The organism is Nocardia sp. NPDC047648 (assembly GCF_040642815.1).
In the GTDB taxonomy this organism is placed as follows: domain Bacteria; phylum Actinomycetota; class Actinomycetes; order Mycobacteriales; family Mycobacteriaceae; genus Nocardia; species Nocardia gamkensis.
The window spans coordinates 155,167-181,234 of record NZ_JBEYSX010000010.1; the positions used below are offsets into that span (position 1 = coordinate 155,167).

Here is a 26,068-nt window from a genome sequence, read left to right on the forward strand (position 1 = left end):
GACATGAAGACGAAGGGCACGGTGACGCACGCGCAGCGGCAGGCGGCCGAGGAGGCGATCCGCGCGGCGGGTGATCGGGCGCTGTTGATCACCCCCCAGCGTCGTGCGGTGGTCGCGGAACTCGTGACCGCGCTGCGGGAGTGTCCGGTACCTGGTGTGCAGGATCTGCTTCCGGCCGCGGAAACCGTATTGCTGACACTCGATTCACCACGCGTCGCGGACTCGGTCCGCCGGGCGCTGACGACGCTTCTGATCGCATTGCACGCCGAGGGGCCGGCCGCTGTTTCCCGTGGAACATCGCACGCTTCGCGCGCGGAGCCGGTGTCGATCCCGGTGCGCTACGACGGGGCTGACCTCGACGAGGTGGCCCGGATGCTGGAAGTCACGACCGCGGAGGTGATCGCCGCGCATACCGGCACGGAGTGGCGGTGTGCCTTCGTCGGATTCGCACCGGGCTTCGGCTACCTGGAATCGCCCGACGGCCGGTTGTCCGTTCCGCGCAGAGCGCAGGCGCGTACGTCGATTCCGGCGGGTGCGGTCGCACTCGCCGGTGGATACAGCGCCGTGTACCCGCGGAGCACACCCGGCGGATGGCAGCTGATCGGCACCACCGACCTCAGGATGTGGGATGCCGAGCGCGACCCGCCCGCGCTGATCCGAGCGGGCGCCACGGTTCGCTTCGTCGACGCGAGGAACGGCCGATGATCGTCGTCGAGCAGGTCGGTCCCCTGGCGACCATCCAGGATCTCGGACGGCCGGGCTGGTTCGACTCCGGCGTCGGTCCCGCGGGGGCGGCGGATCGCGCGTCCCTGCGGCTGGCCAATCGGCTGGTCGGCAACCCGGAGGGGCACGCGGCCGTCGAAGTGCTGCTCGGGGGCCTCGCGTTGCACGCGGAAGAGCACGTCATGCTGGCGGTCACGGGCGCTCCCGCGCCCACCACCGTCGACGGCAGGCCGGTGGGTCACGCGAGTGTGCTGGAACTCGAACCGGGACAAACCCTCCGGCTGGCCTACGCGTCCGTCGGCCTGCGCAGCTATGTCGCGGTGCGCGGCGGCATCGACGTCCCGGCGACACTCGGTTCCCGCAGCCGCGACACCATGTCGGGCTTGGGGCCGGAGCCGTTGGAGAAGGGCGATCGCCTTCCGATCGGGCCGTCTCCGCACACGATTCCGGTCGTGGACGTCGCCCCGGTCGCCGAACTGCCCGCGGACGTCGTCACCGTACGGGCCGTGCTCGGTCCGCGCGACGATTGGTTCACCGACGCCACGGTCTTGTTCGAGGGCGAGTGGGAGGTCTCCACCGACACCGACCGGATCGGCGCCCGATTGGCACGCCGGCGCGGCCCACCGCTGACCCGCAAGGTCACCCGCGAACTGCCGACCGAGGGCATGGCACTCGGCTCGATCCAGGTGCCGCCGAGCGGAGAGCCGGTCGTCTTCCTCGCCGATCACCCGGTCACGGGCGGCTATCCGGTGATCGCGGTGGTCCTCGACGCCGACGTCGACGCCATCGCGCAGGCCCGGCCCGGTCAGCCCGTCCGGTTCATGCGGGTGGGCTGACCGCGGTTCGCGCCCGGCCGCAACCTGGCGTGCATGAGATACACGTTGTAGCTGTCCCACGCCGAGAGCGTGAAGTACAGGTCCTCGCCGGTCGACCACGGATGGATGAACCCGCCGTAGGACTTCGGATAGTCGGCGGTGGACACCAGCGGGATCGCGTCGGTCCACGCCCCCTGCGGGCTCGCCGCGGTACGCAGCACGATCGCGCCCCGCGCGGAATCCAGGTAGACCATCTGCCACTGCTCGGTCTCCCGGTCGTAGCGCACCGAGAGCTCACTCGCCATACCGAGGATCAGCGGGGTGGCCCGATTCTCGGCCGCGGGCGCCCAGCTACCGTCCACCCAGTACTGGTAGGCGGATTTGTTCAGGATCTGGCGCTTCGGGACCCGCGCCAGTGCGATCGTGCCGATGCGTCCGTTGGGTGTGCCGAACATGTAGACGTAGTCACCGTGCGGCACCATCGCCGCGACCTGGAACTTACCGAGACCGAACAGGTTCTCCCATTTGGCATGCTGATCTTTCTTCCAGGTGCGCCCGCGGTCGTCGGAGTAGGCGATGCCGCCGTAGTTGGTCCACCACAGGCCCGGGATGCGGCTCCACCTGTTCACCGACATATAGCTGAGGTACTGCCGGTTCCCGACGGCGAACCCGGAGGTCGGGATGGTGGTCGTCTCCCAGTTCTTGATCTTGCGGCTGCCCAGGATCTCAGCGGCGTGGCAGCGGCTGTCCTGCGCGAAGGTATCCAAGGTCAGGCCGTCGGACAGATCGCGATCGGTGCTGAAACCGATGACGTTGCTGCGCCAGTCCTGGTCGTCGTTGCCCGCGCCGCCGACGCCCCAGCCTTCGCCGAAGGTATCGCCGAAGACAACGGCGACCTCACCGGGCGCGGTCTCCCACATCAGGCCGAGATCCGTGCCGTCGACCTGCCAGCGCATATCGGTGCGGTTCGGCGAACCGTGCCCGGTCACCTGCTCGACCAGCTCGACCGACTCGACCGCAGGCACGGGCACCGGCGCCGTGAGCGGACCCGGTTCGGCCGGATGGACCACCTCCGGTGGGGCCGGTTGCGGCTCCTCGCCGGGACCACCGGGCACCGGCACCGGAATCGGCTCGACCTCCGGTTTGAACTCGATGCGCGGGAGTTTCACCGGCGCACCGGAACCCGAGCCGGAGCCGCTGCCCGAGCCGGATCCAGAGGCGGAGCCGGAACCACTGCCCGAATCGGGCCCCGAGGCGGAACCGGAGGAACCGGTTCCCTCGTCGGTGCCGGTCTCGGGCGTCGGGCTCGGATCGGGGTCGGGTTCGGGGTGCTCGGGATAGTCCCTGATGTCCGGGCACGGGTTGTCGCACGGATTCTCCGGCAGCGGGTCGGGGACGATCCGCGTGTTGTCCTGCGGCGGATCGGGCACCGGAACCGGTGTGAGTTCCGGGATCGGCACCGGGATGTCGATCTGCGGCGGCAGCGGCGGCGGAGGCGGTTGCGCGGGATCGGGCTCGCGAGCGAGCGGGTCGAACCCCACCTCACCGCAGCTGTTCACCGGCGGCGGCGCCCACGGGAACGGTGCGCTCTGCGCGGCGGGCAGCGGCACGACAAGCACGCCGACGAGCAGTGCGCCGAACAAGACCGGTGCACAGGGGGTTTTGCTTCCGCAGGTGCGCATCAGGTCGGCCCGGCCGCGGTCATCACGCGATCGCGCGCCCGGTGACGGACCGAGTTTCCCACGCGCCCAGCGGTTCTCGTACCGCGTCGGGGGTGTGCACCGGAAAACCCATGTCGTATCGACTCCTGTCGGTCGGCCGCTGACAGGTCAACTTACCGGAACAACCACCACGAACGGGGGACGGTGAATCGAAAAGGCGCCGGGCGATGGAACCCGCGCCGTACCGCGCGCGTCCAAGAACATATGAACGAGATCGAGTACGTGTTCGGTACCGGGGATGGACCCGTGCACGTCTGGGCCAGCCAGGCCGACCTGGAACTCGGCGACACGGGCGCGGCCGACGCGGTGCGGCTGGACTTCGACGGGGACGGCATCGCCGATGACGCGCTGTGGGATCCGGCGGGTTCGGGCCGCGCCGGCATCGCGGCGCTGGATCTCGACGACGACGGTGTGCCCGACCACTTCTTCACCGATCCCACCGGCCTCGGCACGTGGAATCACCAAATCACCGGCCTGCCCGGCGATGCGGCCAGCGAGCCGCTGGACTGGATCGTGCGCACGGAGGCGGACGTGCCGGATCGTGCGCTCGGCGATGCACGATTATCGGAGGGACAGGCGAATTCCGCTTCCGCGGCCGCATCGCCCGGCGACTCGGCGGCCGAGAGTATGCCCGAGCACCTGACGCACCGACTGAACCGTGGCGTGCGCAACCTCGGCGACGAACCTTTCATCAACTGATCGTGCGGCGGCGCGTGTTCAACGCGATGGCCGCGATTCCCGCGGCGTAGGCGGCGGCGCCGGTCAGCACCACGATCGCCGATCGGCCGTCGTCCGGAATGATCAGGGCAGCGGCCGCGATGGCCAGCACGAACGTGATGTTGAAAACTGTGTCCTGCAACGCGAACACCTGACCGCGGCGGGCGTCGTCGATATCGATCTGCATGGTCGCGTCGCCGGTCAGTTTGATCGTCTGCCCGGCGAGTCCGAGCAGGAAGGCGCCGGCCAAGAGGAGTTCGTGGGCGCGCTCCACCGCGGCGCCCGAATCGGCGAACGCGATCGGCGTGACCAGCGTCAGCTGCACCAGCATGGCGGTGATCAGACCGGCGACCACGGTGCGCGCCCGTCCCAGCCGGGGAATGAGCAGGGGCGCGACAACTGCGGCCACCAGCATGCCGGCAGCGGTGGCTGCGATCGCGACGCCGAAACCGACCAGCCCACCACTGAGTCCGGTGCCGTCCACCGGGGCCTGACGCAGCACCAGCACCATGATCAGCGTATTCACGCCGAAGACGATCCGGTGGGTGCCGATGCCCAGCATCGCCGTCGTGACCGCTCTCGATTCCCATACCGCCGTGGCACCGGTACGCAGGCCGGTGGCGATCGCGTGCACGGTGTTCTCGCCCTTCGCCGCGTCGGGCGCCGGACCGAGCACCCTCGGCCGGAAACCCGTTGCCAGCGCCGCGCCGATCAGCGATCCTGTCCCGCTGATCGCGACCGCGACCGCCGAGGCGAAGTCACCCGCCCCGATCAGCCCGATCACCCCCACCGCCACGGCCGCACCCGCACCGGCACACCCGGAGGCGATCGTGGCCAGCACCGAGTTCATCGGCACCAGCCAGGCCTGCGCCAGCACCCGTGGCAGCGCGGCCGAGACGCCCGCCAGGACGAATCTGCTGACGCCCACCACCGCCAAGGCCAGCAACAGCAGCGGTGTCTCGCCGACTCCGGCGAGCAACCCCACGCCGACCAGCGCGATCAGCACTGCGCGCAGCACGTTGGCCACCAGCAGCACGGCCCGCCGGTCCCAGCGATCCAGCAGTGCGCCCGCGTACGGTCCGATCAGCGAATACGGCAGCAGCAGCACCGCGAAGCCCGCCGCGATGGCCAGCGGATCGGTCTGCCGCTCGGGGTTGAACAGGATCGCGCCCGACAACGCCGCCTGGAACATCCCGTCGCCGAACTGCCCGGCGAAACGCACCACGGCCAGACGCGACACGCCCGGGCTTTCCCGAAGTGTGGCGCGCAGTCCACCCGGCCGTTGCTCCGCGGGAGTGAGGCCTTCGGCGTGACCAGTCGACACGTCCGCGAGCGTACTGCGTTCGCCGACGACGCCGCACCACCGCGGGCCGGAGGCGAACGACACGGCGCGCGAGTCAGACCCGGTCGACCAGCGCGCTCACCGTCGCACGCATATCGGGCGCCATCGGCAGCTCGTCGAGCGCGCCCGCGTCGATCCAGGCGAACGCGTCGTGCTCCCCAGGCGCGAGGACGACATCGCCCGGCTCGGCCTCCACCACGAAGCTGTATTTGCGCACTTTCGACTTGGTGCGGGTGGCGTAATCGAATCCACCGAGGAAGTCGAGCACGGCGCGCAGCCGAAGCCCCGTTTCCTCCAGCAATTCCCGCTCGACGCAGTCGGCGAAAGTCTCCCCCGATTCGACTCCTCCGCCGGGCAGTTCGTACATACCGCCGTGATAGTCGTCGGCGACCCGGCGCACCACCAGGAGCCGCCCTTCGCGGAACACCGCGACGCCGACCACGAAATGCGCGATGCCGTCGCGGCGCGCTTCGCTGCGGAGTTGCTGCTCGATCCGGGGCAGGTCATCGGATTCCAGCACGTCGTTCCCTCCGGTCGGCGGTGTGGCGCTTGGCAATCGGGGCCGGACGGCGATATCCGGCGAGGTCGCCCGACGTTTCGACGTACCGGTTGGTTCTGCTCGCCTCCCGTTCACCTTCCGGTCGCTCGCGTAAAATGCCGAGTGCGGCACAATTTACTAGGAATGCGGAGTACCGCGGCGAAAGTGCTCCTACCCTGAATGGCGATCGGTGCACGGTCCCGAGAGGAGGACCATGATGTCCACACTCACGACACCACACATCGATGTCCACCGTGGCGGCGACCGGATGAAGACGCGGGTCTCCTGGCTGGATTCGAAGCATTCGTTCTCCTTCGGGGAGCATTACGATCCCGACAACACCCACCACGGCTTGCTGCTGGTCAACAACGAGGACGTCGTCTCGCCCGGGCAGGGTTTCGACACCCATCCGCACCGGGACATGGAGATCGTCACCTGGGTGCTCGGTGGCAGTCTGGTGCATCAGGACTCCCTGGGCCACAGCGGTGTCATCTACCCCGGGCTGGCCCAGCGGATGAGCGCGGGCACCGGCATCCTGCATTCGGAGAAGAACGACTCGTGGCGGCTGGACGGCCGCGTCTCCGAACACGAGGAACCCGTGCATTTCGTGCAGATGTGGGTCGTGCCCGACGAGCCGGGTCTTACTCCGGGCTACGAGCAGCTCGAGATCGATGACGAACTCGCGGGAGGCGGCCTGGTCACGGTTGCCTCGGGCCTGCCCCGATACCGGGATCGCACCGCCATCGCCATCAACAGCAGCCATTCGGCTCTGCACGTGGCGCGCATGGCAGGCGCGGAGCCGGATGCCGAGCCGGTCATCGATCTGCCCGATGCGCCGTACCTGCACTTGTTCGTGGCGCGCGGGGAGGTGGACATGGAAGGAGTCGGCCCGCTCTATGAGGGCGACGCGGTGCGTTTGACCAGGTCGGGCGGCCAGCGTGTGGTGGCGCGACGGCCTTCGGAAATCCTGGTCTGGGAGATGCACGCGCGGCTGGGCGCCCAGTAGCCGGTTCGCATTAACATCCGTCCGCGGGGTGCGCGATCAGTAGGCGACGGCCGCGCCGCCCCGGACCACCTCGTCCGGACCGAGCACCGCGAGGCACCGACGGAGAGGAAGTCCATGTCGCAATATCCGCCCCCGCCGCCCGGCCAGTACCCGCCGCCGGGTCAGTACCCGCAGCCACCCGGCGGCCAGTACCCCGGTCAGCCCGCCTACTGGCAGGAATCGCCGAAGGGCCGAGGTCTGGCGATCACCGCGCTGGTGCTCGGCATCCTCGCGTTGCTGTTCTTCTGGACGATCATCGGCGGCTATGTCTGCGGCATCTTCGCCGTCATCCTCGGCATCGTCGCGATTTTCAAGGCCCGCGCCGGCACCGCGGGTGGCATGGGGATGGCGATCGCCGGTGTCGTCCTCGGTGTGCTGGGCATCGTGGGCGCCGTCCTGCTCACCATCGTGGGTTACAGCTTCTTCGTGAACTCGGGTGGCAAGGACTTCGTGGACTGCGTGAACAAAGCGGGCGACGATCAGTCCAAGATCGAACAGTGCGAGCGCGACTGGAACGAGAAGCTGCAGGACAAGTACAGCATCACGCTCACTCCGCCGCCCGCGCCGACACCCCGGTAGCCGCGGCGCACGCCCGGGTCGTGGCGATCACCTCGGCGAAGTCGCGGCGGAAGTCGCGCTCGGGCGCCACGACCCAGGTTCGGTAGCCGCCGTGCTCGTCGGCGGGTGACGGCAGCACGAGGTGGCTGCCCGGCAGTGCGATCGCGGCGCAGATCCGGAACAGGTCGGCGAACAGTCCGGTGTCCAGGTACGAGTTGTCGGTGGGGCCGGTCAGAAAGGTCCATCGGTTCGCGCGCGGATGCGCGATGATCGGTCCCGGCCGGGGCTCGGGCCCGGCGGTCAAACGTTCGCGCACCCGGCGACCGAACTCGGCGGGCATCACGACCGCCCCGACCGAGCCGACTTCCAGCATGATGCGGCCGAGCATCGGGTCCACGAGACCGTACAACCCGTTGTTCTCGCGATAGATACGGCAGCGAGCGAACGCGTCCTGGATCGACGGGAAGTCCGTGGACGCGAGATGCCTGCCCGATTCGATGCGCGATGTACTCATGTCGAACAACCTCGCCTCGCTGTGGTGGACGCGTGCTCGGAAGAAACGATCGCTGCCATGACCCTAGCCCTGGGCAAGTCGCTTGACAATAGTCACCGGGGGCGCGCGTCGGCGTGGGCGTAGCATCCTGCCCATGGCACCCCTCTCGCCCACCGTCGCCCGCTGGGAACTGGTGCTGCGGTTGCGTGAGCTGCGGGAACAGCGCGGGTTCGACTCGGCGGGCTTCGCGAGGCGAGTGGGGTTCACGCCGGCGAACTGGTCGCACGTGGAGAAGGGCAGACGGGTACTCACCACCGAGACCATCGGCCCGGTGCTCGAACTGCTCGAGGTGGAAGCCGAGGAGCGTGCCGAGCTGCTGACCCTGTTGGAGGCCAGCAAGCAGCGCGGCTGGTGGGCGAAGTCCTCGGCGTTGATCGGACCGGAACTGCAGCGGCTCTACGGCATGGAATACGGCGCGCAGAGCATTCGCAGCTACGACAGCCTCGTCGTGCCGGGCCTGTTGCAGACCGAGGACTACGCCCGCGCGCTGATCAGCGCCGATGTGATGATCCGTCCGGTCCAGGTCGAGCAGTTGGTGGCGATCCGGATGCGGCGCCAAGAGCGGCTGCGCGGCGCGGATCCGGTGGAACTCACCGCGGTGTTCGGTGAGGGCACACTGCTCCAGCAGACCGGGGGGCCGGATGTGCTGCGCGGACAGCTGAACTACCTCGCCGCGTTGATCGAGGAAGTGGACACCGTGGAGGTGCGCGTGATCCCGTTCGCGGCCTCCGCGGGCGCGGTGCTCGGCGGCTCCAGCTTCCACCTCATCGACTTCGCCGGGGAACAGCTGCCCACGTTCGGCTGGGTGGAGAGCGCGGTGTTCGGCGGGGCTGTCGAAGACCCGGATCTGGTCCGCGATCTACGCTTCGCCTACCTGCGCGCGGTGGACCAGTCGCTCTCACGAGCGGAGTCATTAGCGCTGATCAGACGCTATTCTCGCGTGTAAAATCCTGCCCATGGCCATCACCGCACGGCCGGCACGCACCGGCTGGTTCACATCGACCAGATCGAACAATGGCAACCAATGCGTCGAGGTCAGGTTCGATGGTGATGCGGTGCTCATCCGTGACAGCAAATATCGCCGCGACCCGGCGAACCGCCCCGGCGACGAGCCCGTCATCACCGTGACCGCGGCCGAGTGGACCGCTTTCCTCGACGCCGTGCGCACCCGCGGGCGATCGAACGGCGAACTGCGCGCGCACCCCGTCGCCGACGGTCACACCGCACTGCGTCACGGCGGAATCACCCTCACCTACACCCCTGAGGAGTGGGACGCCTTCCTGCTCGGCGCACACGACGGCGAATTCGACCGCGTCGTCGTGCCCGCGTGATCTCCCCTGCTCGCCACCCCGGGCCCGCCGTGCCCGGGGGCCTACTCACGCTCTTGTCGGCATACTGGACACCGTGACTTCCGAACTGACCCGTCCTTCCGGTATCGACCTGTCCCACCTCGACGAGGACGTGCGGGTGCAGGACGATTTGTTCGCGCACGTCAACGGCAAATGGCTGGCCGACTATCAGATCCCCGCCGACCGGGCGGTGGACGGCGCCTTCCGCGCGCTGTACGACCAGGCGGAGCTGGACGTGCAGGCAATCATCCAGAACGCCGCGGCCACCGACGCCGAGCCGGGCAGCGAAGCCCGCAAGATCGGGGACCTGTACTCCAGCTTCATGAACACCGACGCGGTGGCCGCCGCCGGGCTCGCGCCGATCGCGGCCGAACTCGCGGCGATCGCCGAGGTCGGTGACAAGGGGACTTTCGCGTCGCTGCTCGGCCGGTTGCAGCGCACCGGGGTCGGGGGCGCCGTCGGCGTTTTCGTCGACACCGATGACAAGGACTCCAACCGCTATCTGGCGCACGCCACCCAGTCCGGCATCGGCCTGCCCGACGAGTCGTACTACCGGCAGGACGAGTTCGCCGAGATCCGTGCGAAGTACATCGCGCACATCAACCGCATGTTCGCCCTGGCCGCCGCCGACCCGCAGGTCGCCGGGCTGCTGCCGGAGGACCTCGACACCGTCGGAGAACGTGTCTTCGAGCTGGAGCGGAAACTGGCCGCCGGGCACTGGGACGTGGTGCGCCGCCGGGACGCCGAACTCAGATACAACCTGACCACCTTCGACGCGCTGGTCGCCGACAATCCCGAGTTCGACTGGGCCGCCTGGACTTCCGCGCTGGCCGAAGGCACGGACACGGCAGGCCCCGAGCTGTTCGCCGAGTCGGTGGTGCATCAGCCGGATTATCTGCGTACGTTCGCGCGGCTGTGGGCCGACGAGCCGCTCGCGGACTGGCAGGCATGGGCGGCGTGGCGGGTGCTGCGCGCGCGGGCGCCGTATCTGACCGACGAGGTGGTCGAGGAGAACTTCGACTTCTACGGTCGCACGCTCACCGGCGCCGAGGAGAACCGGGAACGCTGGAAGCGCGGGGTCGCGCTGGTGCAAAGTCTGCTCGGCGAGGCGGTCGGCAAACTATATGTGGCCGAACATTTTCCGCCCGAAGCGAAAGCGCGCATGGTCGGACTGGTGGCCAACCTGCAGGAGGCCTATCGCCGCAATATCGCCGAGCTGGAGTGGATGGGCGAGGGCACCAGGCTCGCCGCGCTGGCGAAACTGGAGAAGTTCACTCCGAAGATCGGCTACCCGGACAAGTGGCGGGACTACTCGGGCGTGGTGATCGACCCGGCCGATCTGGTGGGCAACTACCGCAGAGGCTATGCGGCCGAACACGATCGGGATCTGAAGAAGCTCGGCGGTCCGGTCGACCGGGACGAGTGGTTCATGACCCCGCAGACGGTGAACGCCTACTACAACCCCGGCATGAACGAGATCGTCTTCCCGGCCGCCATCCTCCAGCCGCCGTTCTTCGACATGGACGCCGACGACGCGGCCAACTACGGCGGTATCGGCGCGGTGATCGGCCACGAGATCGGGCACGGCTTCGACGACCAGGGCTCGAAGTACGACGGTGACGGCAACATGGTGGACTGGTGGACCGACGAGGATCGTGCCGAATTCGGCAAGCGGACAAGGGCGCTGATCGATCAGTACGACGTGCTGTCTCCGAAGGACCTGCCGGACGAGCACACGGTGAACGGCCGGTTCACCATCGGCGAGAACATCGGCGACCTCGGCGGCCTCTCCATCGCGCTGGAGGCGTACAAGATCTCGCTGGGCGGCGCCCCCGCACCGGAGATCGACGGGCTCACCGGCCTGCAACGGGTGTTCTTCGGCTGGGCGCAAGTGTGGCGCACAAAAGCCCGTGCGGAGGAAGCCGTGCGCAGGCTCGCCACCGATCCGCACTCCCCTGCGGAGTTCCGCTGCAACGCGGTCGTGCGCAACATCGACAGCTTCCACGAGGCGTTCGACCTGAAACCCGGTGATGCGCTGTACTTGGATCCCGCTGAGCGTGTGAAGATCTGGTGATTCGCCGAGCCGAGGCGGTCGTGAGCGGCCGTCTCGGCTCGGACGGTCCTGTGCCGCGGGACAACCGGTCACCGAGCCGCACCTGAAAGCCGCGGTCGACGCTCGCGACCATCCTCCGAATACAGCGAAAGCCGAACATCACGATCGACTACTTCGAGGAGTCGATCGTAATGTTCGGCTTCGCGCCGATCCGGGCTACCGAATCGTCAGTTCCAGTCGCCCAGGCCGTCGCTCGCGCTGAGCGTGCCGCCCTGGGTGTTCTGCACCACGACCGGATCGCCACGGCGCGCGTTCTCGAAGAACCACTTGGCGTCCTCGGTGCTGACGTTCAGGCAGCCGTGGCTGGCGTTGGACACGCCCTGCTGCGCGACCGACCAGGGAGCCGCGTGCACGAAGATGCCGCTGTTGGAGATGCGGGTGGCGTACTCGACCTCGAGCTTGTAGCCCTCCGGGTCGGTGACCGGCACGCCGTAGGTCGACGAGTCCATGGTCATCTTGCGCAGCTGCTCGCCCACGATGTAGGTGCCGTTCGGCGTCTCGTGCTTGGGCTTGCCCATCGAGGTGGGCATCTCCTTCACCACCTCGCCGTTGCGGGTGATGGTGATGGTGTGGGTCTCGTCGTCGGCGGTGGTCACGAAGGCGTCGCCGATGCGGAAGGAGCTGGTGGTCCCGCCCGCCTGGACCTGCACGTCGGTGTTGTCCGGCCAGAACTCGTCCGGACGCCAGCGCACCTGCTTGTCACCGCGCCAGTAGAAGTGGCCGGGGGCGGCCTTCGACGAGGTGATCTGGATGGCCTTCTCGGCGGTGGCGTGGTCGGTCACCGGCTCCTTGAAGGTGATGATGATCGGCTGCGCGACGCCGACGACCTCGCCGTCGGCGATATTGATCGAGGGCGGGGCGAAGTTCGCCTGCGGCGCGGGCTCGGTGGCCGCGGCGGCGGATCCGGTGCCGAGACCCGGGATCGGTTCGGCGTGAGCAGGCGCGACGAGCAGAACACCGGCCGCCGCGATCGCGGCGGACAGCAGGGCGCCCTCACGCATCCGGCGGGTCAGCCGCGCTCCCTTGCGGCGAGCAGGCAACGATCCGGTGTGCAAAGCGGCATGCATAGGTTTCTCGTCCATTCCATCTCTCGCGCGCACGCGTAAGCGCGCGTGGCGAGATCTTTCATTTCAGCGCGGAGCCAGAAGAGCGCCCCACTGGTATCGACGGCCCGACCCGTCGTCCATTCCTACCGTCCCGGCGCGCCCCCTAGCCACCGACGTTTCAGAGTGATACAGCAACCGTGCTCGTTGTGGTGTCGGTCACAATCACTTCACTTGGGTATCGTTGCGGGCAAACCTCCCGGTCACACCGGATAGGACAGCATCGGGCCGGAGTCGACGGGAACGTGAAAGATGGTTCACCGCAAACTAGTTAGTGACCAAGCTCACTGATCACTTCGAACGAAATCGGGCGATGCGGACCGGTCGCGATGTTGTGCGGCACCGAGCGCGGCACCCTCCCGTGCGCATATCGCGGAGGCAGCCGCAGGCTTACCCGCCCGAGGATGGTGGCCAGCGCGATCCGCAACTCGTAGTCCGCGAGGGCCGCGCCGACGCAGCGCCGGTGGCCGCCGCCGAACGGGGCGAACTCGAACGGCCGGTAGCGGCGCTCGGTGAAGCGACCCGGGTCGAAGCGCCGCGGGTCCGGCCACACCTCCGGATCGGAGTGCAGCAACGGCACCGCGATCCCCACGGTGTCCCCGGGGGCGAGCGACACGCCGCGCAGCGCGAAAGGCTCGATCAGGCGGCGCAGGACGATCGGAACCGGCGGGTGCAGCCGCAGCGTCTCCTGGCAGACGGCATCCAGGTAGGGCAGTGCGGCCAGCTCCGCCGGGCTCGCCTCCGGGCCCGCGTCGCGTAGCTCCCGCCGCAGCCGGGTCAAGGCCTCCGGCGCGCGGTGCATCCGCAACAGCGCCCAGACCAGGGTGGTCGCGGTGGTCTCGTGCCCGGCCACCAGCAAGGTGCGTACCTGCTCGCAGAGCTCGTCATCCGCGGCGGCGTCCGGGTGCGCGGCCAGCAGCACGTCGAGCACGCCGCCGGGTTGCGCGGCGACGTGCCCGCGCCTGCGCGCGATATCGGCCCGGATCAAACGATCCAGTCGTTCGCGCGCGGCGCGAAACCGGTCCCAGGGTCCGTGCCCGCGCAGTCCGTGCCGCAGCGCGGGGACCAGGAGTAACGGCCCGGAGAACGCGGCGAGGAAGTCCGTCACCGCGGCGGCGTACTCCGCTTGCCGACGCGGGTCGCGCACCCCGAACACCGCCGTCGCGATCACCCGAAGCGTGAGCGCACGCGCCGCCGCCCGAGCGTCGACCCGCGCGCCCGCCGCCCACACCTGACCGCTCTCCCCCTCCCCGGCCATCTCGCGCAAGGTGGCTTCCCGGATGAGCGCGCCGTACTCCCGTATCCGTGCGCTGTGGAAGGCGGGGGCGAGCAGCGCGCGGTCGCGGCGGTGGCGCGGACCCGAGGCCAGGATCAGCGACGCTGCGCCGACCATCGGTTCGATCGGGTTCGGCCGCGGTGGCTCGGAGAAATCCGCCGGCGAGCGAAAGATCTCCTGGGCGCCGGCGGCCGTCCCGGTGAACAGCGCGGCGCCGAATCCCGGAAAACGGACATAGAACGGGTCGCCTTCGCGCGCTCTGCGCCACCGGAAGTACCGGTCGAAATCGATCCCCGCGGCCACGGCGTGCAGTGCGGTCGAGCGCGGCACGCGCGGTCGGGCACGCTGGTCACCCGCGTCGGCTCGACGCATGCGCACATCCATACCGAGAACTACGAAGCCGCCGCCGGAGCGGTTCGACGCTAGCTTCGGGCCTGCTTGTGCTTGCGCACCGTGGTCTGCGCCGTCGCCGCCAGCCGCGCGAGCCTGGCGTCGCCGAGCGCGGTCACCATGCTGCCGAGCCCGTTGGTCACGAACGCGATCGACATGCCGAGATCCGGGTCCGCGTACGCGCCGGAGCCGCCCACGCCGTAGTGGCCGAACGCATGCCGCGGCTGCTGCTTGGACATCAATACCGGGCGGTGATAGCCGAGGGTGAAGGTGATCGGCAGACCGAGCACGTAATCGCGGCTGTGGGCCGACTGCGCGCGGCCGATGGTCGCGATCGTCTCCGGGGCCAGGAATCGCACGACCTGCCCGGATCCGGTCGCACCGACACCATGGACGCCCGGCCCCGAGATGCCGGCGTAGACCACACCGCCGTTGGCCAGCGCGCCGTACATCCGCGCCAGTGCGCGCGCCGAGAAGACGCCGTTCCAGCCCGGCATCACCGCGTCGTGCACCCGGGGGTCGCGGACCAGCTCGTCGAAACTCTCCGGCATGCCCGCCTCGGCGAGTCCGCGCACCGGCCGCACCCAGGACAGCACCGAGGAGGCGGTGTTCCAGCGGATGCCCGGCGGGCCGAGCGGCCGGAAGATCTTGGCGATCCGGTGTCGCTCGGACTCCGGGACGCGGAACCAGTACTCGTCCAACCCGAGCGGCTCGGCGATCTCGGTGCGCAACACCTCGGTGAACGGTGTGCCCGTCGCCCGCTGCACGAGTTCGGCGACCAGCCAGCCGAAGGTGATCGCGTGGTAGCCGGAAGTGCGGATGCGCCGGGGGTCCGGCGGGCTGTCGGCCAGCGCCCGGACCACGGCGTCGTAGTTCAGGATGCCTTCGCGGCCGGGCACCAGGCCGCGCACCCGGTGCAGGCCGGCGCGGTGACAGAGCACGTCGCGAACCGTGATGTCGTCTTTGCCGTGCGCGGCGAACTCCGGCCAGTACTCGGCCACCGGGATGTCGTAACCGATCAGGCCCCGTTCGGCCAGTCGGTGGACGACGGTCGAGGCGACGCCCTTACCGGTGGAGAAGGTCAGCGCGACGGTATCGCCGTTCCAGCGCCGCTCCTTGTCCGCCCAGCCGGCCCAGATGTCGACCACGGGCCTGCCGTCGAGGTAGACCGCCAGTGCACCGCCGCCGCGCGCGGGTTGGGCGAACAGGCCGAAGAATTGATCGGCCAGCCGGATGAAACGCGGGTCGACCAGCATCTCGCGCGGTGCCGCCAGCTTGTCGCGGGCCGAATCGGCGGGCTCGAAGTCGTCCGCCGCCATTGCCGAAACCATGGGGTCACCTCCTGACCGCCGTTATCCGGGCTGGTCAACCAGGGTAACCCGTTCAGTGGGTCTGCCAGAGCCCAAAAGGGGTGGCAAGGCACGCGTCGCCGCTGTCGGCGTTCCACGCGAAGGCCGCGACGCCCAGACAGACCACCGACTGCTCGGCGGTTTCCACCCCCGCACGCGATCCTTCGAGTGCGATGGAGATCGCGAACGTCCGTGCCGCCGGGTCGTCGTTGGTCGAGGTCAGTGCGACCGCGTCCGGGCCGAGGCCGACCGCGACCGGAACTCCGCCCGCGCCTTCGCTGGCACCGACGCCGCCCGCCGCACCGATGCCGATGGCCGTGGCGCCGAGGGTCGCATTGGCGTAGCCGACCCCATCGATCCCGCTGGCCCTTGCCGAGCCGTAACTGTCGGTCGCCGCGCGGCAGGCCGTCTCCCCATCGATGACGGTGATGTCGGTCCCGTGGTCCGATCGGCAGTGCACGTCGGCAGCGGCCGCCACCCCCGGAACGACGAGGGAGCCTCCGATCGCGGCGGTCGAACACACGATTGCGCTGATCAGCTTCACCCGGGGACTCCTCTCGGACCAGAAATCCCACCATACCCAGACTTGTTGGCAGCGGTTCGTTTCCGCCTTCGGCTCGACGCGCGCTCGGTCCATGGTGTATTCATGGCGTGGTATTTCAAGCACAGCCAAGGCAACTTCGGATCACGGGGGCGTGAGTTCGCCGGCGTTACAGCTCGGGAGGACTGTACGTGTCTCGTCAACTGACCTGGGGGCGTCTCGCCTTCGCCGGATTCGCCATCGCGGCGGGATTGTCGCTGGTCGGCTGTAGTTCCACGATCAGCGGTACCGCCCAGCCCGCCGTGGACAACGGGACGATCGACGCGGTGTCGGTGACCAGCACGCCGAAACCGTCCTCTGGCAAGCCCACTCCGAGCAGCGGCAAGCCGACGACGAGCAAGCCGAGCGGCGACACCGACTTCGACGCGAACGTCAACGACTGTGTGAAACTCGGCGGCACCACCACCAACGCCACCATCGAGAAGGCGTCGTGCGGCAGCCGTGAATCGAACTACAAGGTGATCGACAAGAAGGCGAAGAGTTCGCAGTGCAGCAGCGACGCCGACAACTACTACGCCGAGACCATCAACGGCATCGAGCAGGGCGCGCTGTGCCTGGACATCGACTGGGTGGTCGGCGGCTGCATGGACGTCGGTGGTGACGACCCCAAGCGCATCGACTGCACCGGCTCGTCGCCGTCGAAGGGCGTGAAGGTGGTCAAGATCCAGCAGGGCGCCGATGACGTCAGCGTCTGCGGCAGCGGCACCGGGTACGTCTACGACAAGCGCCGCTTCGTCGTCTGCGTCCAGGAACTCTGACCGGGGCTTCCCACCGCCTGCGGGCCGCTAGGTTGGGTAGGTGAGCACCACCGAGCTACCGCGGCTGCAATCCGGCACGGGTCGCTGGATTCTGCTGGCCACCATCCTCGGCTCGTCGGTCGCCTCGCTCGACGCGACGGTCGTGAACATCGCGCTGCCGCGGATCGGCGAATCGCTGGATACCGATGTCGCCGGGCTGCAGTGGACGTTGAACGGGTACACCCTGACCCTCGCCTCGTTCATCCTGTTGGGCGGCTCGCTCGGCGACAAGCTCGGCCGGCGGCGGGTCTTCGTGTGGGGAACCGTCGCGTTCGCGCTCGCGTCGGTGTTGTGCGGCGTCGCGACGACCATCGAGATGCTGGTCGCGGCCCGGATCCTGCAGGGTGTCGCGGGCGCGATGCTCACGCCGGGCAGCCTGGCGCTGATCTCCTCGTCCATCGATCGGCGCGATCAAGGCGCGGCGATCGGACTGTGGTCGGGATTCGGCGGCGTGGCGGGCGCGCTCGGGCCGTTCCTCGGCGGCTGGCTCATCGAGGTCGCGGGCTGGCGGTCCATCTTCTTCCTCAACGTTCCGTTGACCCTCGTCGTCGTCCTGGTCGCGCTGCGGCACGTGCCCGAGAGCCGCGATCCCGGCGCCGCCGCCGAACTCGACGTGCCCGGCGCACTGGTGGTGGCCCTGGCGCTCGGTGCGCTGACCCTCGGACTGATCGAAACCATGCCGTCGCTCATCGTGGCCGGTGTCGTGCTGCTCGGGGCCTTCGTCCTGATCGAACTGCGCAGCGATCATCCGCTGGTGCCGCCGGCCCTGTTCGGCTCGCGGGTGTTCACCGCGGCGAATCTCGTGACGCTCGCGGTCTACGCCGCCCTCGGTGGCGTGTTCTTCCTGCTGGTGCTGGAACTGCAACTGGTGGCCGGATACTCGCCGCTGATGTCCGGGGTCGCGACCGTGCCGGTCACGGTGATAATGCTGGCGCTCTCCGCCCCCGCGGGACGTTGGGCGCAAGTGCACGGGCCGCGCATCCCGATGACCGCCGGACCGCTGCTGGCCGCGGCCGGGCTGGTGCTTCTGCTGCGCATCGGACCCGAGACCAGGTACTTCATCGATGTGCTTCCGGGCGTCCTCGTGTTCGGGCTCGGGCTCGCGGTGCTGGTCGCGCCGCTGACCGGCGCCGTGCTGGGCGCGGTGCCCGCGAGCGAGGCCGGCATCGCCTCGGGGGTGAACAACGCCGTCGCGCGCACCGCGCAACTGCTCGCCGTGGCGGCGCTGCCCGGGGTCGCGGGCATCTCTGGTGCGCTGGGCGACCCGGCCGCCTTCGACGACGGCTTCGCCACCGCGATGTGGCTGTGCGCCGGGCTGCTGGTGACCGGCGCGGTGCTCGCCGCCGTGCTGTTGCGTCCCGAGCGGCACGCGCCCGCGTTGGACAGCGTCGACTGCATGCCGCAGTGCGCCGTCGCGGGTCCGGCGGTGGCGCCGGCTCCGAGCGAAAAATAAGCGGCCCGAACGGATCGCTCCGCTCGGGCCGCAAGTCGAAAGGGTGGTCCGCTAGATCGGGACGTAACCCGTGCCGACGCCGCCGCGTGCGTTGATGTCGGCCACGATGGCGCTCATGTTGGTACCTACCTCAGGACCGAAGCACGCGAGGGCCAGATAGGCGTTCACCATGCCCACCAGCGTCGTCCCGACGACCACCGGCGCACCGGAGTCGCCTTCCACCACGCACATCTGACTCCAGGTCTCGACGTTCGTCCGGAAGACGTCACCCCAGGCGATACCACAGGTGTTGCCGGTGGTGCGCCCTTCCTTGCATACGATCTGCGGGAAGTTGGCGGGTGCGCCCAGCCCGGTGATGGTGACATTGCCGATCCGGTTCACCGGGGTGATCTTGCCCGGCTCGAACTGGATGACGGCGTAGTCCAGGTCGTGGTTGGAGTAGGCGAACCGGCCGATCACGCCCGCCTCCCGATCGGCTTCGGCGTAGACCTGCGCGCCCGGGTCGCCGCAGTGGCCCGCGGTCAAGCCGACCAGACGTCCCGCGTTGTCATGGCCGACAGTCGTGACCGTGCACTCGAACTGGTTGTCGATGATGATGCCGGATCCACCGCCCAACACCGGCGGGCCCGTTTGGGCGTTCGCGGCCCCTGTGCCCGTGCCGAGCAGCGCCGCGCCAAGGGCGACGGCGAAGGCGGCGTTGGCCACCTTGGCGAGTTTGCTGAACATGTCCCTCCAGACGTCGGAAGCCCGCACGATATCAATCTGTCGCACCCATCGTGTCAGTAAACGATCTCGGGCGCGTCACCACTACCGGGGTTGTCCCCACTGCTCCGGGCTTCAACCCTATTTCGTACAACTGAGATGGAATGTATCTTACGCGCCTAATAGCATTCGGCTATCACAATTGTGAAAAGCCTGTGAACGTTAGTGTCCGAGTGATAGTAAGGAGTCGTTGTGTTGGTCTCCGGAAACAAATCTGATTTTCGATGAGAATTATCCAAAGAAATTAGCCGAATCGCCGTTGCGGATCTCGGATTCGTGCAGCTGGGCTGTAGCTTGTGCCAGAGCTCGGGCCGCCGTCTTTGGGGTCGTTCCCAATGTTCCACGGCTTAACCATTGCTTTCCGGCAGCGGTGAGCGACATCTATGACTGCGATCACAAGGGGATGGTGTGTTCTGCACTACTCCGTAGTAAGGTGCGTCAAGCAAACGAGTCGCCGGGGCAGCCAACCGGCGTCGAGGAGGATTAGCCAGTGCAGTCGACCGAGAGTCCACCATCAGGGTCACGGTTCAGTGGTGCGGCCGATTGGACGAGGTCTTACTGGCAGGATCATCCGAAGCGTTCGCTGGAGACCTTCGGCAGGCAGATCACGATGGGCTTCGCGGCTGTCGCCGAACTGTTCGTCTCGATTTTCCGCAGGCGCTTCCCCTTCGCCGAGTTCGTCCGGCAGTGCGCGTTCATGGCCAGCGTTTCCGCGGCGCCGACGCTGCTTGTCGCCATCCCGATCGGCGTCATCGTCTCCATCCAGGTCGGATCGGTCGCCGGCCAGGTCGGCGCCACCTCGTTCATCGGCGCGGCCAACGGCCTCGGCATCATCCAGCAGGGCGCCCCGCTGGTCACCTCGTTGATGATCGCGGGCGCCGTCGGCTCCGCGGTCTGCGCCGATCTCGGCTCGCGCACCATCCGCGAGGAGATCGACGCCATGAAGGTCATGGGCGTCGACCCCATGCGCAGGCTGGTCGCTCCGCGGCTCGGCGCGGCGATGCTGGTGAGCGTGCTGCTGTGCGGCTTCGTCGTCTTCGTGGGATTCCTGACCGGCTACATCTTCAATATATTCGCGCAGAACGGCACGCCGGGCTCCTATGTCGGCACCTTCTCGTCGTTCGCCGTGACCACCGATCTTCTTGTCGCGCTGGTGAAATCGCTGATTTTCGGTCTGCTGGCGGCAATCATCGCCTGCGATACCGGATTGAACACCCGCGGCGGTCCCGGCGGTGTCGCGAACTCGGTGAATTCCGCGGTGGTGGGCTCCACCATCATGCTGTTCGGGGTGAACCTCATCATCACCCAGGTTTACAACGCACTATTCCCGTCACAGGTGGTCTGAGCCGGTGTCATCAACCTATGTACCGCCGCTGCTGCGGCCTCTCCAGACGATCCGGAAATCGGCCCAGGCGCCGGTCGATTGGCTCGCCAGGCTCGGCCACCAGGTGTTCTTCCTGTTGCGCTCGATCGGCTCGATTCCACTGGCGCTCAAGCACTACCCCAAGGAAGTGTGGCGCCTGCTCTCCGACGTCACCTGGGGCAACGGCAATCTCGTCGTCGGCGGCGGCACCATCGGCGTCGTCGTCATTCTGAGCGCCTTCGGCGGCATGACCGTCGGCATCCAGGGCTACAACTCGCTGAACCTGCTCGGCCTGAGCCCGATCACCGGCGCGATCTCGGCGTTCGCCACGACTCGCGAACTCGGCCCGCTGCTCGCCACGCTGGCCTTCGCCGCTCAGGCGGGCTGCCGGTTCACCGCGCAGCTCGGCGCCATGCGCATCTCCGAGGAGATCGACGCGCTGGAGTCCATCGCCATCCGGCCGCTGCCCTACCTGATCAGCACCAGGATGTTCGCGGCGATGATCGCCATCATCCCGCTCTACTGCCTGGGCCTGACGATGGCCTACGTGTCGTGCTCGCTGACCGTGCAGCTGATCGGCGGTACCGCCGTGGGCACCTACCAGCACTATTTCTATCAGTTCCTCGTCCCGGCCGACGTCGTCTATTCGCTGATCAAGGCGATCCTGTTCGTCGCGATCACCACGTTCATCCAGTGCTACTACGGCTTCTTCGCCTCCGGTGGCCCCGAGGGCGTCGGCGTGGCCGCGGGCCGCGCGATCAAGATGTGCATCATCGCGGTCGTTTTCGCGAATCTGTTCATGACATTGGCGATCTGGGGCGTCAACCCCGGCATCCGGATCTCGGGGTAGACACCAGATGATCATCGATCCCAGTGGGCGCGGGCCCACGATGCGGCAGTTGTTCATCGCGGGCGTGTGCGGTCTGGTCGTGTTCGCGCTGGTGCTCAGCTTCCTGATGCTGCGCTACAAAGGGTTCTTCCAGGAGAAGGTCAACGTCACCGCGAACCTGACCACCACGGGTGACGGTCTGCCCGAGCAGGCCGACGTCAAGTTCCGCGGCGTGCTCGTCGGCGCGGTGAAGACCGTCGACGTCGCGGCCAAGGGCGAACTGCAGAAGGTCCGGATCGAGATGAAGCCGGAGTTCGCCGACGACATCCCGGCCAACGTGACCGCTCGCGTGGTGCCGAGCAATCTGTTCGCCGTCACCTCCGTCGAACTCGTCTTCAACGGGCCCGCCGACCAGTACCTGCACGAGGGTTCGGTCATCGAGGAAGACCGCAGCAAGGGCACCATCGCGTTGCAGGACACGCTCACCACGGTCCGCAACATCCTCGACAAGATCGATCCGGTGCAGTTCGGCCGGGTGCTGGGCACCCTGTCGCAGGCGCTGGACGGCAGCGGCCGGGTGCCCGGCTCCACCGTCGAGCGGCTGGACCGCTGGCTGCTGGCCGTGGACGAGTCGATTCCCGATCTCGGTGCGCTGCTGGGTGACTTCTCCGCCTCGTTCAACGCGCTCAACCAGTCCGCACCCGAGCTGGTCGACGTGCTCGGCACCTCGGTGCAGACCGCGCGCACCATCGCCGACCGCCGCGGCGAGCTGGTCGCGTTGATCACCGGTACCTCGGGCACCATCGACACGGTCAACGACCTGTTCGCACGCAACCCGAACGTGGGCATCGAGGTCACCGCGGGCACGAACGACATGTTCGGCGCACTCGCCGCGGACCCGGACGCGATCACCAGGAGCCTGCTGAACCTCAGCGAGACCATGCGCCGGATGGACACCACGTTCAAGTGGGGCCCGCAGAAGCAGCAGGTCTGGGACGCGGGCATCACCCTCACGCCGTACCGGCCCTACACCGTGGCCGACTGCCCGCGCTACGGCGACATGGTCGGGCCGAGCTGCTTCACCGCTCCCGCCGTCGCCGACGTCGGCGAGCTGCCCGAACAGCTGAAGCCGCGCGCGCTCGCCTCGGCCGCCGGGCTTCCCCCGGTCGTGCCGATGCCGGGCCTGCCGCTGATCCCCGGCGTCACCACACCGGACCCGAGCCGCGCCACCGCGGCCGCCCCCACCGGCGGTGCACCCGCTCCGTTCGCGGGCACTCCGCTCGAAGGCCTGTTCCCGATGCTGCCGCCGGGTCTGCTCCCGCCTGCCGCGGCTCCGGCGCCCGTCGCGCCGGCCGCCGCCCCCGAAGGCACCCCGTCGGCGGCGCCGATCTCCTACCGCGGTGACTCGGCGATCCCCGCGCTGCTCGGCCGCAAGCCGACCACCGCCGAATATCTGCTGCTGAGCTCGATTCTGAAGGGCGGAACCATGCAGGTGTCCGACAACGGTGCCGGACGATGAGCATTCGCAAGCCGCTCATCGGCTTCACCATCTTCGCCATCGTGTCGATTCTGGTCACGGTGGTGGTGTGGAACACGCTGGCGCGCATCGTCAACGGGGACACCTACACCTACTCCGCGACGTTCTCCGACGTGCTCGGTTTGCACGAGGGCGACGACGTCCGCATGGCGGGCGTGCGGGTGGGCAAGGTCGAGAAGATCGAGCGGGGCCGCGACGCGAATCTGAAGAAGTCGGTCGCGAAGGTCACCTTCGTCGTGCAGCGCGACCAGACGATCTACAACGACACCAAAGCGCTGGTCCGCTACCAGAACCTGATCGGTCAGCGGTACGTGGCCCTGGCTCCCGGCAAGGCATCGAGCCCGGCGCCGTTGAAGAACAACGGTTCCATCCCGATCGATCGGACCGAGCCGTCGTTCGATGTGTCCGGTCTGCTCAACGGATTCCAGCCGCTGTTCCAGGTGTTGCAGCCCGAACAGGTCAACCGGTTGTCGGAGACCTTCATCCAGGCATTGCAGGGCGACGGCGTCTCGTTGAGCGCGTTCATCGTGCAGGCCGCCCAGCTGGCCACCGACTTCCAGCGCAGGGACGCGATCCTGTCCGATGTGATCACCAACCTGTCGGGCGTGATGTCGGGGTTGGCGAAACGAGGTGATGAATTGGAGACCCTGGTGACCCAGACCCGGGCCCTGATCGGCGGGCTGTACGAACAAGGGCAGTCGTTGCTCGGCTCGACCGAGCAGATCGCGACCGCGACCACGTCGCTGGTGGGCATGATGGACCGGATCCAGCCGAGCCTGCGCACCGCGCAGAACTCCACCAGCGCCGCGTTGACGCTGTTGCTGGACAACGGCGCCAAGCTCGATCAAGCGGCGATCGACCTGCCGAACGTCCTGTCCGCGGCGGGCAGGCACACCTCGGAGGGCGGTTACGCCAACGCCTACCTGTGCGGGCTGGACTTGTCGCTCTACGGTGTCCTGTTCCCCCGCGGTCTGTTCTCGCAGATCGGTGGCACCTCGCACTCGGCGGTGTGCCGCCCATGATGACGAAGCTCAGGTCCAGGTTCGAAAGCAACCGGTTCTTCTGGTTGGGCGTCATCGGCGGTGCCCTCATCGTGGTGCTGCTGGTGGTGTCCAGCGTCTACAAGCTCCTCGGCGTCGGCGAGCAGTCGATCAAGGCCGAGTTCGTGCAGGCCGCAGGTATCAGAGTCGGCGACAAGGTGAACATCGCGGGGGTGTCCTCCGGGCGGGTGGTCGACGCCGAACTCGAGGGCAGTCACGTGCTGCTCACGCTGAGCGTCAGCGACGACGTGAAACTCGGCCCGGACGCGCGCGCATCGATCAAGATGGCCACGCTGCTCGGCGCCAGGTACGTCGACCTGGAACCGGGCGACGGTTCGGGCCTGAAGGGCAAGCGGATCCCGGTGTCCAACACCACGGTGCCGTACAACCTGGCCGACGTCGTGCAGGTCGGCACGCCGAAGTTCGAAGCGCTCGACACCAAGAAGCTGGCCGACTCGCTGAACCTGATCAACGAGCAGATGAACGGCTCGCCCCAGCTCACCGCCCAGGCGCTGGACAGCGTCGGTGCGCTGGCCAAGGTGATCGACAGCCGCAAGGCCGAGGTGGACACCCTGCTGAAGGACTTGGACCGGGTCACCCGGATCCTCGGCGACAACCGCAACAGCATCCTGCTGGTGATCACCCAGGGTGAGGCCATCGCGAATCGGGTGATGGAGCGCCAGGCGCTGCTGCGCCAGTTGCTGGACAACGTCGCCGCGCTGACCAAGCAGCTGGAGGCGATCGGCGCGGAGAACAACGATCAGCTCGGCCCGACCATCCAGCAGCTGAACACCATGGCCGAGGGCCTGCAGAAGAACAAGGACAACCTGGATCGGATGCTGTCGATCATGCCGCCGACCCTGCGTTACCTGGCGAACTCCTGGGGCGGCAGCGGTCCGTACGGCGATGTCGGCCTGCCGTGGCTGTTCCCGGACAACTGGTTGTGCTTCGCCCAAGTCATCGAGGGGTGCCAGGGATGAGATTCCGCACGGGCTTTCCGCTGAGGACCGTCGCGAAGGCGTTCATGATCAGCGCCGCCGCGCTCACGATCGGCAGCTGTTCGCTGCTGCCGAGTTCGGTGAACAACGCGCTGGGCACCACCCTGCAGTTCACCGCGGATTTCGACAACATCGCGGGTATCTACGAGGGCAATCCGATCACGGTGCTCGGGCTCGACGTCGGCAAGGTCGACAAGATCGTGCCCAAAGGCACCCTCATCGAGGTGCACATGTCCATCGACAAGGACGTGAAGATCCCGAAGGACGCCATCGCCGCGATCATCTCGCCGTCCATCGTGACCGACCGGCACATCGAACTCACCCCGGTCTACACCGGCGGCGCGACTTTGGCCGACGGCGCGCACCTGCCCAAGGCCAGGACCAAGACGCCCGTCGAGCTGGACACGATGATCAAGACCATCGATCAGTTCGCCGCCGCGCTGAAGCCGGAGCCGGGCCAGGAGGGCATCGGCCCGCTGTCGGGCCGGGTGCTCTACCCGATGCTCAACGGCAACGGCGAGAAGATCCGTGACACCCTCAACGCGCTGTCCAGTGCGCTGAAGGTCGGTGTGGACAACAAGGACGCGATCTCCAGCATCATCATCAAGCTGAACGACCTCACCACCATGCTGGCCGAGAACGACCAGTCGGTGCGCGATTTCAGCAACCGGGTAACCCAGATGACCGGCCTGCTCGCCGATCAAGCGCCCGGTCTGCAGGCCACGCTCGATCAACTCCTCGCCTTCCTGCGCAACACCAGCACCACGCTGACGCAGTACGAGAGCCAGTTGTCCGGCACGATGACCGGCCTGACCAACGTGACCCAGCAGTTGCGCGACAACGCCTACGGCCTCACCGAAGTCGCCGACCTGGCGCCGATGGTCATGCAGAACGTCGACAACATCATCAACCGCGAGCACGGGTACGTCCGGCTGCACGCGGTGATCGGCACCGCGCTGTCGGGTGAGATCGTCAGCCTGTTCTGTGAGCGCATCCAGATGAAGGCCGACGGCTGCCGTACCGGAAACATGCAGGACTTCGGACCCGACTACGGGCTCACCGCCGCACTGCTCGGACTGACGAAATGACGTACCGA

The 26,068-nt window shown here is 67.9% G+C and carries 25 protein-coding genes; 16 read left to right on the forward strand and 9 right to left on the reverse strand.

What is annotated here, in order from left to right; genetic code table 11:
* Positions 1–3: 3 nt before the first annotated feature.
* Positions 4–705 (forward strand): allophanate hydrolase subunit 1, encoded by a 702-nt coding sequence (locus tag ABZ803_RS21750; protein WP_357041039.1) that lies wholly within the window; start codon positions 4–6, stop codon positions 703–705.
* Positions 702–1,559, forward strand: coding sequence for a biotin-dependent carboxyltransferase family protein (locus tag ABZ803_RS21755; protein WP_357041042.1), 858 nt, complete (start codon positions 702–704; stop codon positions 1,557–1,559). The genes ABZ803_RS21750 and ABZ803_RS21755 overlap by 4 nt, the downstream gene beginning before the upstream one ends.
* On the opposite strand, the gene ABZ803_RS21760 is transcribed toward ABZ803_RS21755, so the two are convergent.
* Complete coding sequence (locus ABZ803_RS21760; protein WP_357041045.1) at positions 1,529–3,220, reverse strand: DUF4185 domain-containing protein; 1,692 nt, start codon at positions 3,218–3,220, stop codon at positions 1,529–1,531. The genes ABZ803_RS21755 and ABZ803_RS21760 overlap by 31 nt on opposite strands.
* A gap of 243 nt (positions 3,221–3,463) precedes the next feature.
* Between ABZ803_RS21760 and ABZ803_RS21765 the strand changes: the two genes are divergently transcribed.
* On the forward strand, positions 3,464–3,958 hold the full coding sequence (locus tag ABZ803_RS21765) for a hypothetical protein (protein ID WP_357041048.1): 495 nt from the start codon (positions 3,464–3,466) through the stop codon (positions 3,956–3,958).
* Here ABZ803_RS21765 and ABZ803_RS21770 read toward each other — a convergent pair.
* Positions 3,951–5,246, reverse strand: a complete 1,296-nt coding sequence (locus ABZ803_RS21770; RefSeq protein ID WP_357041331.1) for a hypothetical protein — start codon at positions 5,244–5,246, stop codon at positions 3,951–3,953. The genes ABZ803_RS21765 and ABZ803_RS21770 overlap by 8 nt on opposite strands.
* Before the next feature lie 127 nt (positions 5,247–5,373).
* The gene (locus tag ABZ803_RS21775; RefSeq protein WP_357041051.1) at positions 5,374–5,838 is read right to left on the reverse strand and encodes an NUDIX domain-containing protein; all 465 of its coding nucleotides are present in this window, start codon (positions 5,836–5,838) and stop codon (positions 5,374–5,376) included.
* 235 nt (positions 5,839–6,073) lie between these two features.
* On the opposite strand from ABZ803_RS21775, the gene ABZ803_RS21780 reads away from it, so the two are divergent.
* Both ABZ803_RS21780 and ABZ803_RS21785 read left to right on the forward strand, forming a co-directional pair.
* Complete coding sequence (locus ABZ803_RS21780; protein WP_357041054.1) at positions 6,074–6,862, forward strand: pirin family protein; 789 nt, start codon at positions 6,074–6,076, stop codon at positions 6,860–6,862.
* Positions 6,863–6,976: 114 nt separating this feature from the next.
* On the forward strand, positions 6,977–7,480 hold the full coding sequence (locus ABZ803_RS21785; protein WP_357041057.1) for a DUF4190 domain-containing protein: 504 nt from the start codon (positions 6,977–6,979) through the stop codon (positions 7,478–7,480).
* On the opposite strand, the gene ABZ803_RS21790 is transcribed toward ABZ803_RS21785, so the two are convergent.
* Entirely contained in the window at positions 7,449–7,973 is a 525-nt protein-coding gene (locus tag ABZ803_RS21790; RefSeq protein ID WP_357041060.1) for a hypothetical protein, read from the reverse strand. The two genes, ABZ803_RS21785 and ABZ803_RS21790, sit on opposite strands and share 32 nt — an antisense overlap.
* Before the next feature lie 133 nt (positions 7,974–8,106).
* Here ABZ803_RS21790 and ABZ803_RS21795 point away from each other — a divergent pair, with 133 nt between their 5' ends.
* The 3 genes from ABZ803_RS21795 to ABZ803_RS21805 all read left to right on the forward strand — a co-directional run bounded on the left by ABZ803_RS21795 (position 8,107) and on the right by ABZ803_RS21805 (position 11,435).
* The gene (locus ABZ803_RS21795) at positions 8,107–8,958 is read left to right on the forward strand and encodes a Scr1 family TA system antitoxin-like transcriptional regulator (protein ID WP_062966852.1); all 852 of its coding nucleotides are present in this window, start codon (positions 8,107–8,109) and stop codon (positions 8,956–8,958) included.
* A gap of 10 nt (positions 8,959–8,968) precedes the next feature.
* A complete protein-coding gene (locus ABZ803_RS21800) occupies positions 8,969–9,343 on the forward strand; it encodes a DUF397 domain-containing protein (protein WP_062966850.1) in 375 nt (124 codons plus the stop codon).
* A 73-nt stretch (positions 9,344–9,416) separates the two neighbouring features.
* Positions 9,417–11,435: a M13-type metalloendopeptidase gene (locus ABZ803_RS21805; protein WP_357041065.1), complete on the forward strand. Its 2,019-nt coding sequence runs from the start codon at positions 9,417–9,419 to the stop codon at positions 11,433–11,435.
* Between the two features lie 206 nt (positions 11,436–11,641).
* Here the strand turns inward: ABZ803_RS21805 and ABZ803_RS21810 are convergent, their stop codons facing one another.
* The 4 genes from ABZ803_RS21810 to ABZ803_RS21825 all read right to left on the reverse strand — a co-directional run bounded on the left by ABZ803_RS21810 (position 11,642) and on the right by ABZ803_RS21825 (position 16,136).
* On the reverse strand, positions 11,642–12,541 hold the full coding sequence (locus ABZ803_RS21810; RefSeq protein WP_169332613.1) for a L,D-transpeptidase: 900 nt from the start codon (positions 12,539–12,541) through the stop codon (positions 11,642–11,644).
* Between the two features lie 307 nt (positions 12,542–12,848).
* Positions 12,849–14,225 (reverse strand): cytochrome P450, encoded by a 1,377-nt coding sequence (locus ABZ803_RS21815; protein WP_357041069.1) that lies wholly within the window; start codon positions 14,223–14,225, stop codon positions 12,849–12,851.
* 50 nt (positions 14,226–14,275) lie between these two features.
* Complete coding sequence (locus tag ABZ803_RS21820) at positions 14,276–15,499, reverse strand: serine hydrolase domain-containing protein (RefSeq protein WP_357041334.1); 1,224 nt, start codon at positions 15,497–15,499, stop codon at positions 14,276–14,278.
* A gap of 127 nt (positions 15,500–15,626) precedes the next feature.
* Positions 15,627–16,136 carry a DUF6764 family protein gene (locus ABZ803_RS21825; protein ID WP_357041072.1) on the reverse strand — a complete coding sequence of 170 codons (510 nt, stop codon included), beginning with the start codon at positions 16,134–16,136 and terminating at the stop codon, positions 15,627–15,629.
* 188 nt (positions 16,137–16,324) lie between these two features.
* Here ABZ803_RS21825 and ABZ803_RS21830 point away from each other — a divergent pair, with 188 nt between their 5' ends.
* Together ABZ803_RS21830 and ABZ803_RS21835 are read left to right on the forward strand one after the other, a co-directional pair.
* Entirely contained in the window at positions 16,325–16,951 is a 627-nt protein-coding gene (locus tag ABZ803_RS21830) for a hypothetical protein (RefSeq protein WP_357041075.1), read from the forward strand.
* 40 nt (positions 16,952–16,991) lie between these two features.
* Entirely contained in the window at positions 16,992–18,443 is a 1,452-nt protein-coding gene (locus ABZ803_RS21835; RefSeq protein WP_357041078.1) for an MFS transporter, read from the forward strand.
* A gap of 51 nt (positions 18,444–18,494) precedes the next feature.
* Here ABZ803_RS21835 and ABZ803_RS21840 read toward each other — a convergent pair whose 3' ends face one another.
* Positions 18,495–19,169 (reverse strand): S1 family peptidase, encoded by a 675-nt coding sequence (locus ABZ803_RS21840; protein ID WP_357041081.1) that lies wholly within the window; start codon positions 19,167–19,169, stop codon positions 18,495–18,497.
* 526 nt (positions 19,170–19,695) lie between these two features.
* Between ABZ803_RS21840 and ABZ803_RS21845 the strand changes: the two genes are divergently transcribed.
* Genes ABZ803_RS21845 through ABZ803_RS21870 form a run of 6 tightly spaced genes read left to right on the forward strand, consistent with a single transcriptional unit; the run spans position 19,696 to position 26,060 of the window.
* Positions 19,696–20,550 (forward strand): ABC transporter permease, encoded by an 855-nt coding sequence (locus ABZ803_RS21845; protein ID WP_040871285.1) that lies wholly within the window; start codon positions 19,696–19,698, stop codon positions 20,548–20,550.
* Positions 20,551–20,554: 4 nt separating this feature from the next.
* Positions 20,555–21,418: an ABC transporter permease gene (locus tag ABZ803_RS21850; protein WP_357041085.1), complete on the forward strand. Its 864-nt coding sequence runs from the start codon at positions 20,555–20,557 to the stop codon at positions 21,416–21,418.
* A gap of 7 nt (positions 21,419–21,425) precedes the next feature.
* Positions 21,426–22,916 (forward strand): MCE family protein, encoded by a 1,491-nt coding sequence (locus ABZ803_RS21855; RefSeq protein WP_357041088.1) that lies wholly within the window; start codon positions 21,426–21,428, stop codon positions 22,914–22,916.
* A complete protein-coding gene (locus ABZ803_RS21860) occupies positions 22,913–23,956 on the forward strand; it encodes an MCE family protein (RefSeq protein WP_357041091.1) in 1,044 nt (347 codons plus the stop codon). The genes ABZ803_RS21855 and ABZ803_RS21860 overlap by 4 nt, the downstream gene beginning before the upstream one ends.
* Positions 23,956–24,954 carry an MCE family protein gene (locus tag ABZ803_RS21865; protein ID WP_357041094.1) on the forward strand — a complete coding sequence of 333 codons (999 nt, stop codon included), beginning with the start codon at positions 23,956–23,958 and terminating at the stop codon, positions 24,952–24,954. Before ABZ803_RS21860 ends, ABZ803_RS21865 begins: the two co-directional genes overlap by 1 nt.
* Complete coding sequence (locus ABZ803_RS21870) at positions 24,951–26,060, forward strand: MlaD family protein (protein WP_357041097.1); 1,110 nt, start codon at positions 24,951–24,953, stop codon at positions 26,058–26,060. The genes ABZ803_RS21865 and ABZ803_RS21870 overlap by 4 nt, the downstream gene beginning before the upstream one ends.
* The last annotated feature ends 8 nt before the right edge of the window (positions 26,061–26,068 follow it).

Bases quoted from the DNA above. Each gene is read 5' to 3' on its own strand.
- ABZ803_RS21765 (WP_357041048.1), top strand. From the start codon at position 3,464: ATGAACGAGATCGAGTACGTGTTCGGTACCGGGGATGGACCCGTGCAC.
- ABZ803_RS21865 (WP_357041094.1), top strand. From the start codon at position 23,956: ATGACGAAGCTCAGGTCCAGGTTCGAAAGCAACCGGTTCTTCTGGTTG.
- ABZ803_RS21790 (WP_357041060.1), bottom strand. From the start codon at position 7,973: ATGAGTACATCGCGCATCGAATCGGGCAGGCATCTCGCGTCCACGGAC.
- ABZ803_RS21840 (WP_357041081.1), bottom strand. From the start codon at position 19,169: ATGTTCAGCAAACTCGCCAAGGTGGCCAACGCCGCCTTCGCCGTCGCC.
- ABZ803_RS21755 (WP_357041042.1), top strand. From the start codon at position 702: ATGATCGTCGTCGAGCAGGTCGGTCCCCTGGCGACCATCCAGGATCTC.
- ABZ803_RS21855 (WP_357041088.1), top strand. From the start codon at position 21,426: ATGATCATCGATCCCAGTGGGCGCGGGCCCACGATGCGGCAGTTGTTC.
- ABZ803_RS21820 (WP_357041334.1), bottom strand. From the start codon at position 15,499: ATGCTGGTCGACCCGCGTTTCATCCGGCTGGCCGATCAATTCTTCGGC.
- ABZ803_RS21815 (WP_357041069.1), bottom strand. From the start codon at position 14,225: ATGCGTCGAGCCGACGCGGGTGACCAGCGTGCCCGACCGCGCGTGCCG.
- ABZ803_RS21795 (WP_062966852.1), top strand. From the start codon at position 8,107: ATGGCACCCCTCTCGCCCACCGTCGCCCGCTGGGAACTGGTGCTGCGG.
- ABZ803_RS21785 (WP_357041057.1), top strand. From the start codon at position 6,977: ATGTCGCAATATCCGCCCCCGCCGCCCGGCCAGTACCCGCCGCCGGGT.
- ABZ803_RS21760 (WP_357041045.1), bottom strand. From the start codon at position 3,220: ATGCGCACCTGCGGAAGCAAAACCCCCTGTGCACCGGTCTTGTTCGGC.
- ABZ803_RS21750 (WP_357041039.1), top strand. From the start codon at position 4: ATGAAGACGAAGGGCACGGTGACGCACGCGCAGCGGCAGGCGGCCGAG.
- ABZ803_RS21860 (WP_357041091.1), top strand. From the start codon at position 22,913: ATGAGCATTCGCAAGCCGCTCATCGGCTTCACCATCTTCGCCATCGTG.
- ABZ803_RS21780 (WP_357041054.1), top strand. From the start codon at position 6,074: ATGTCCACACTCACGACACCACACATCGATGTCCACCGTGGCGGCGAC.
- ABZ803_RS21810 (WP_169332613.1), bottom strand. From the start codon at position 12,541: ATGCATGCCGCTTTGCACACCGGATCGTTGCCTGCTCGCCGCAAGGGA.
- ABZ803_RS21870 (WP_357041097.1), top strand. From the start codon at position 24,951: ATGAGATTCCGCACGGGCTTTCCGCTGAGGACCGTCGCGAAGGCGTTC.
- ABZ803_RS21800 (WP_062966850.1), top strand. From the start codon at position 8,969: ATGGCCATCACCGCACGGCCGGCACGCACCGGCTGGTTCACATCGACC.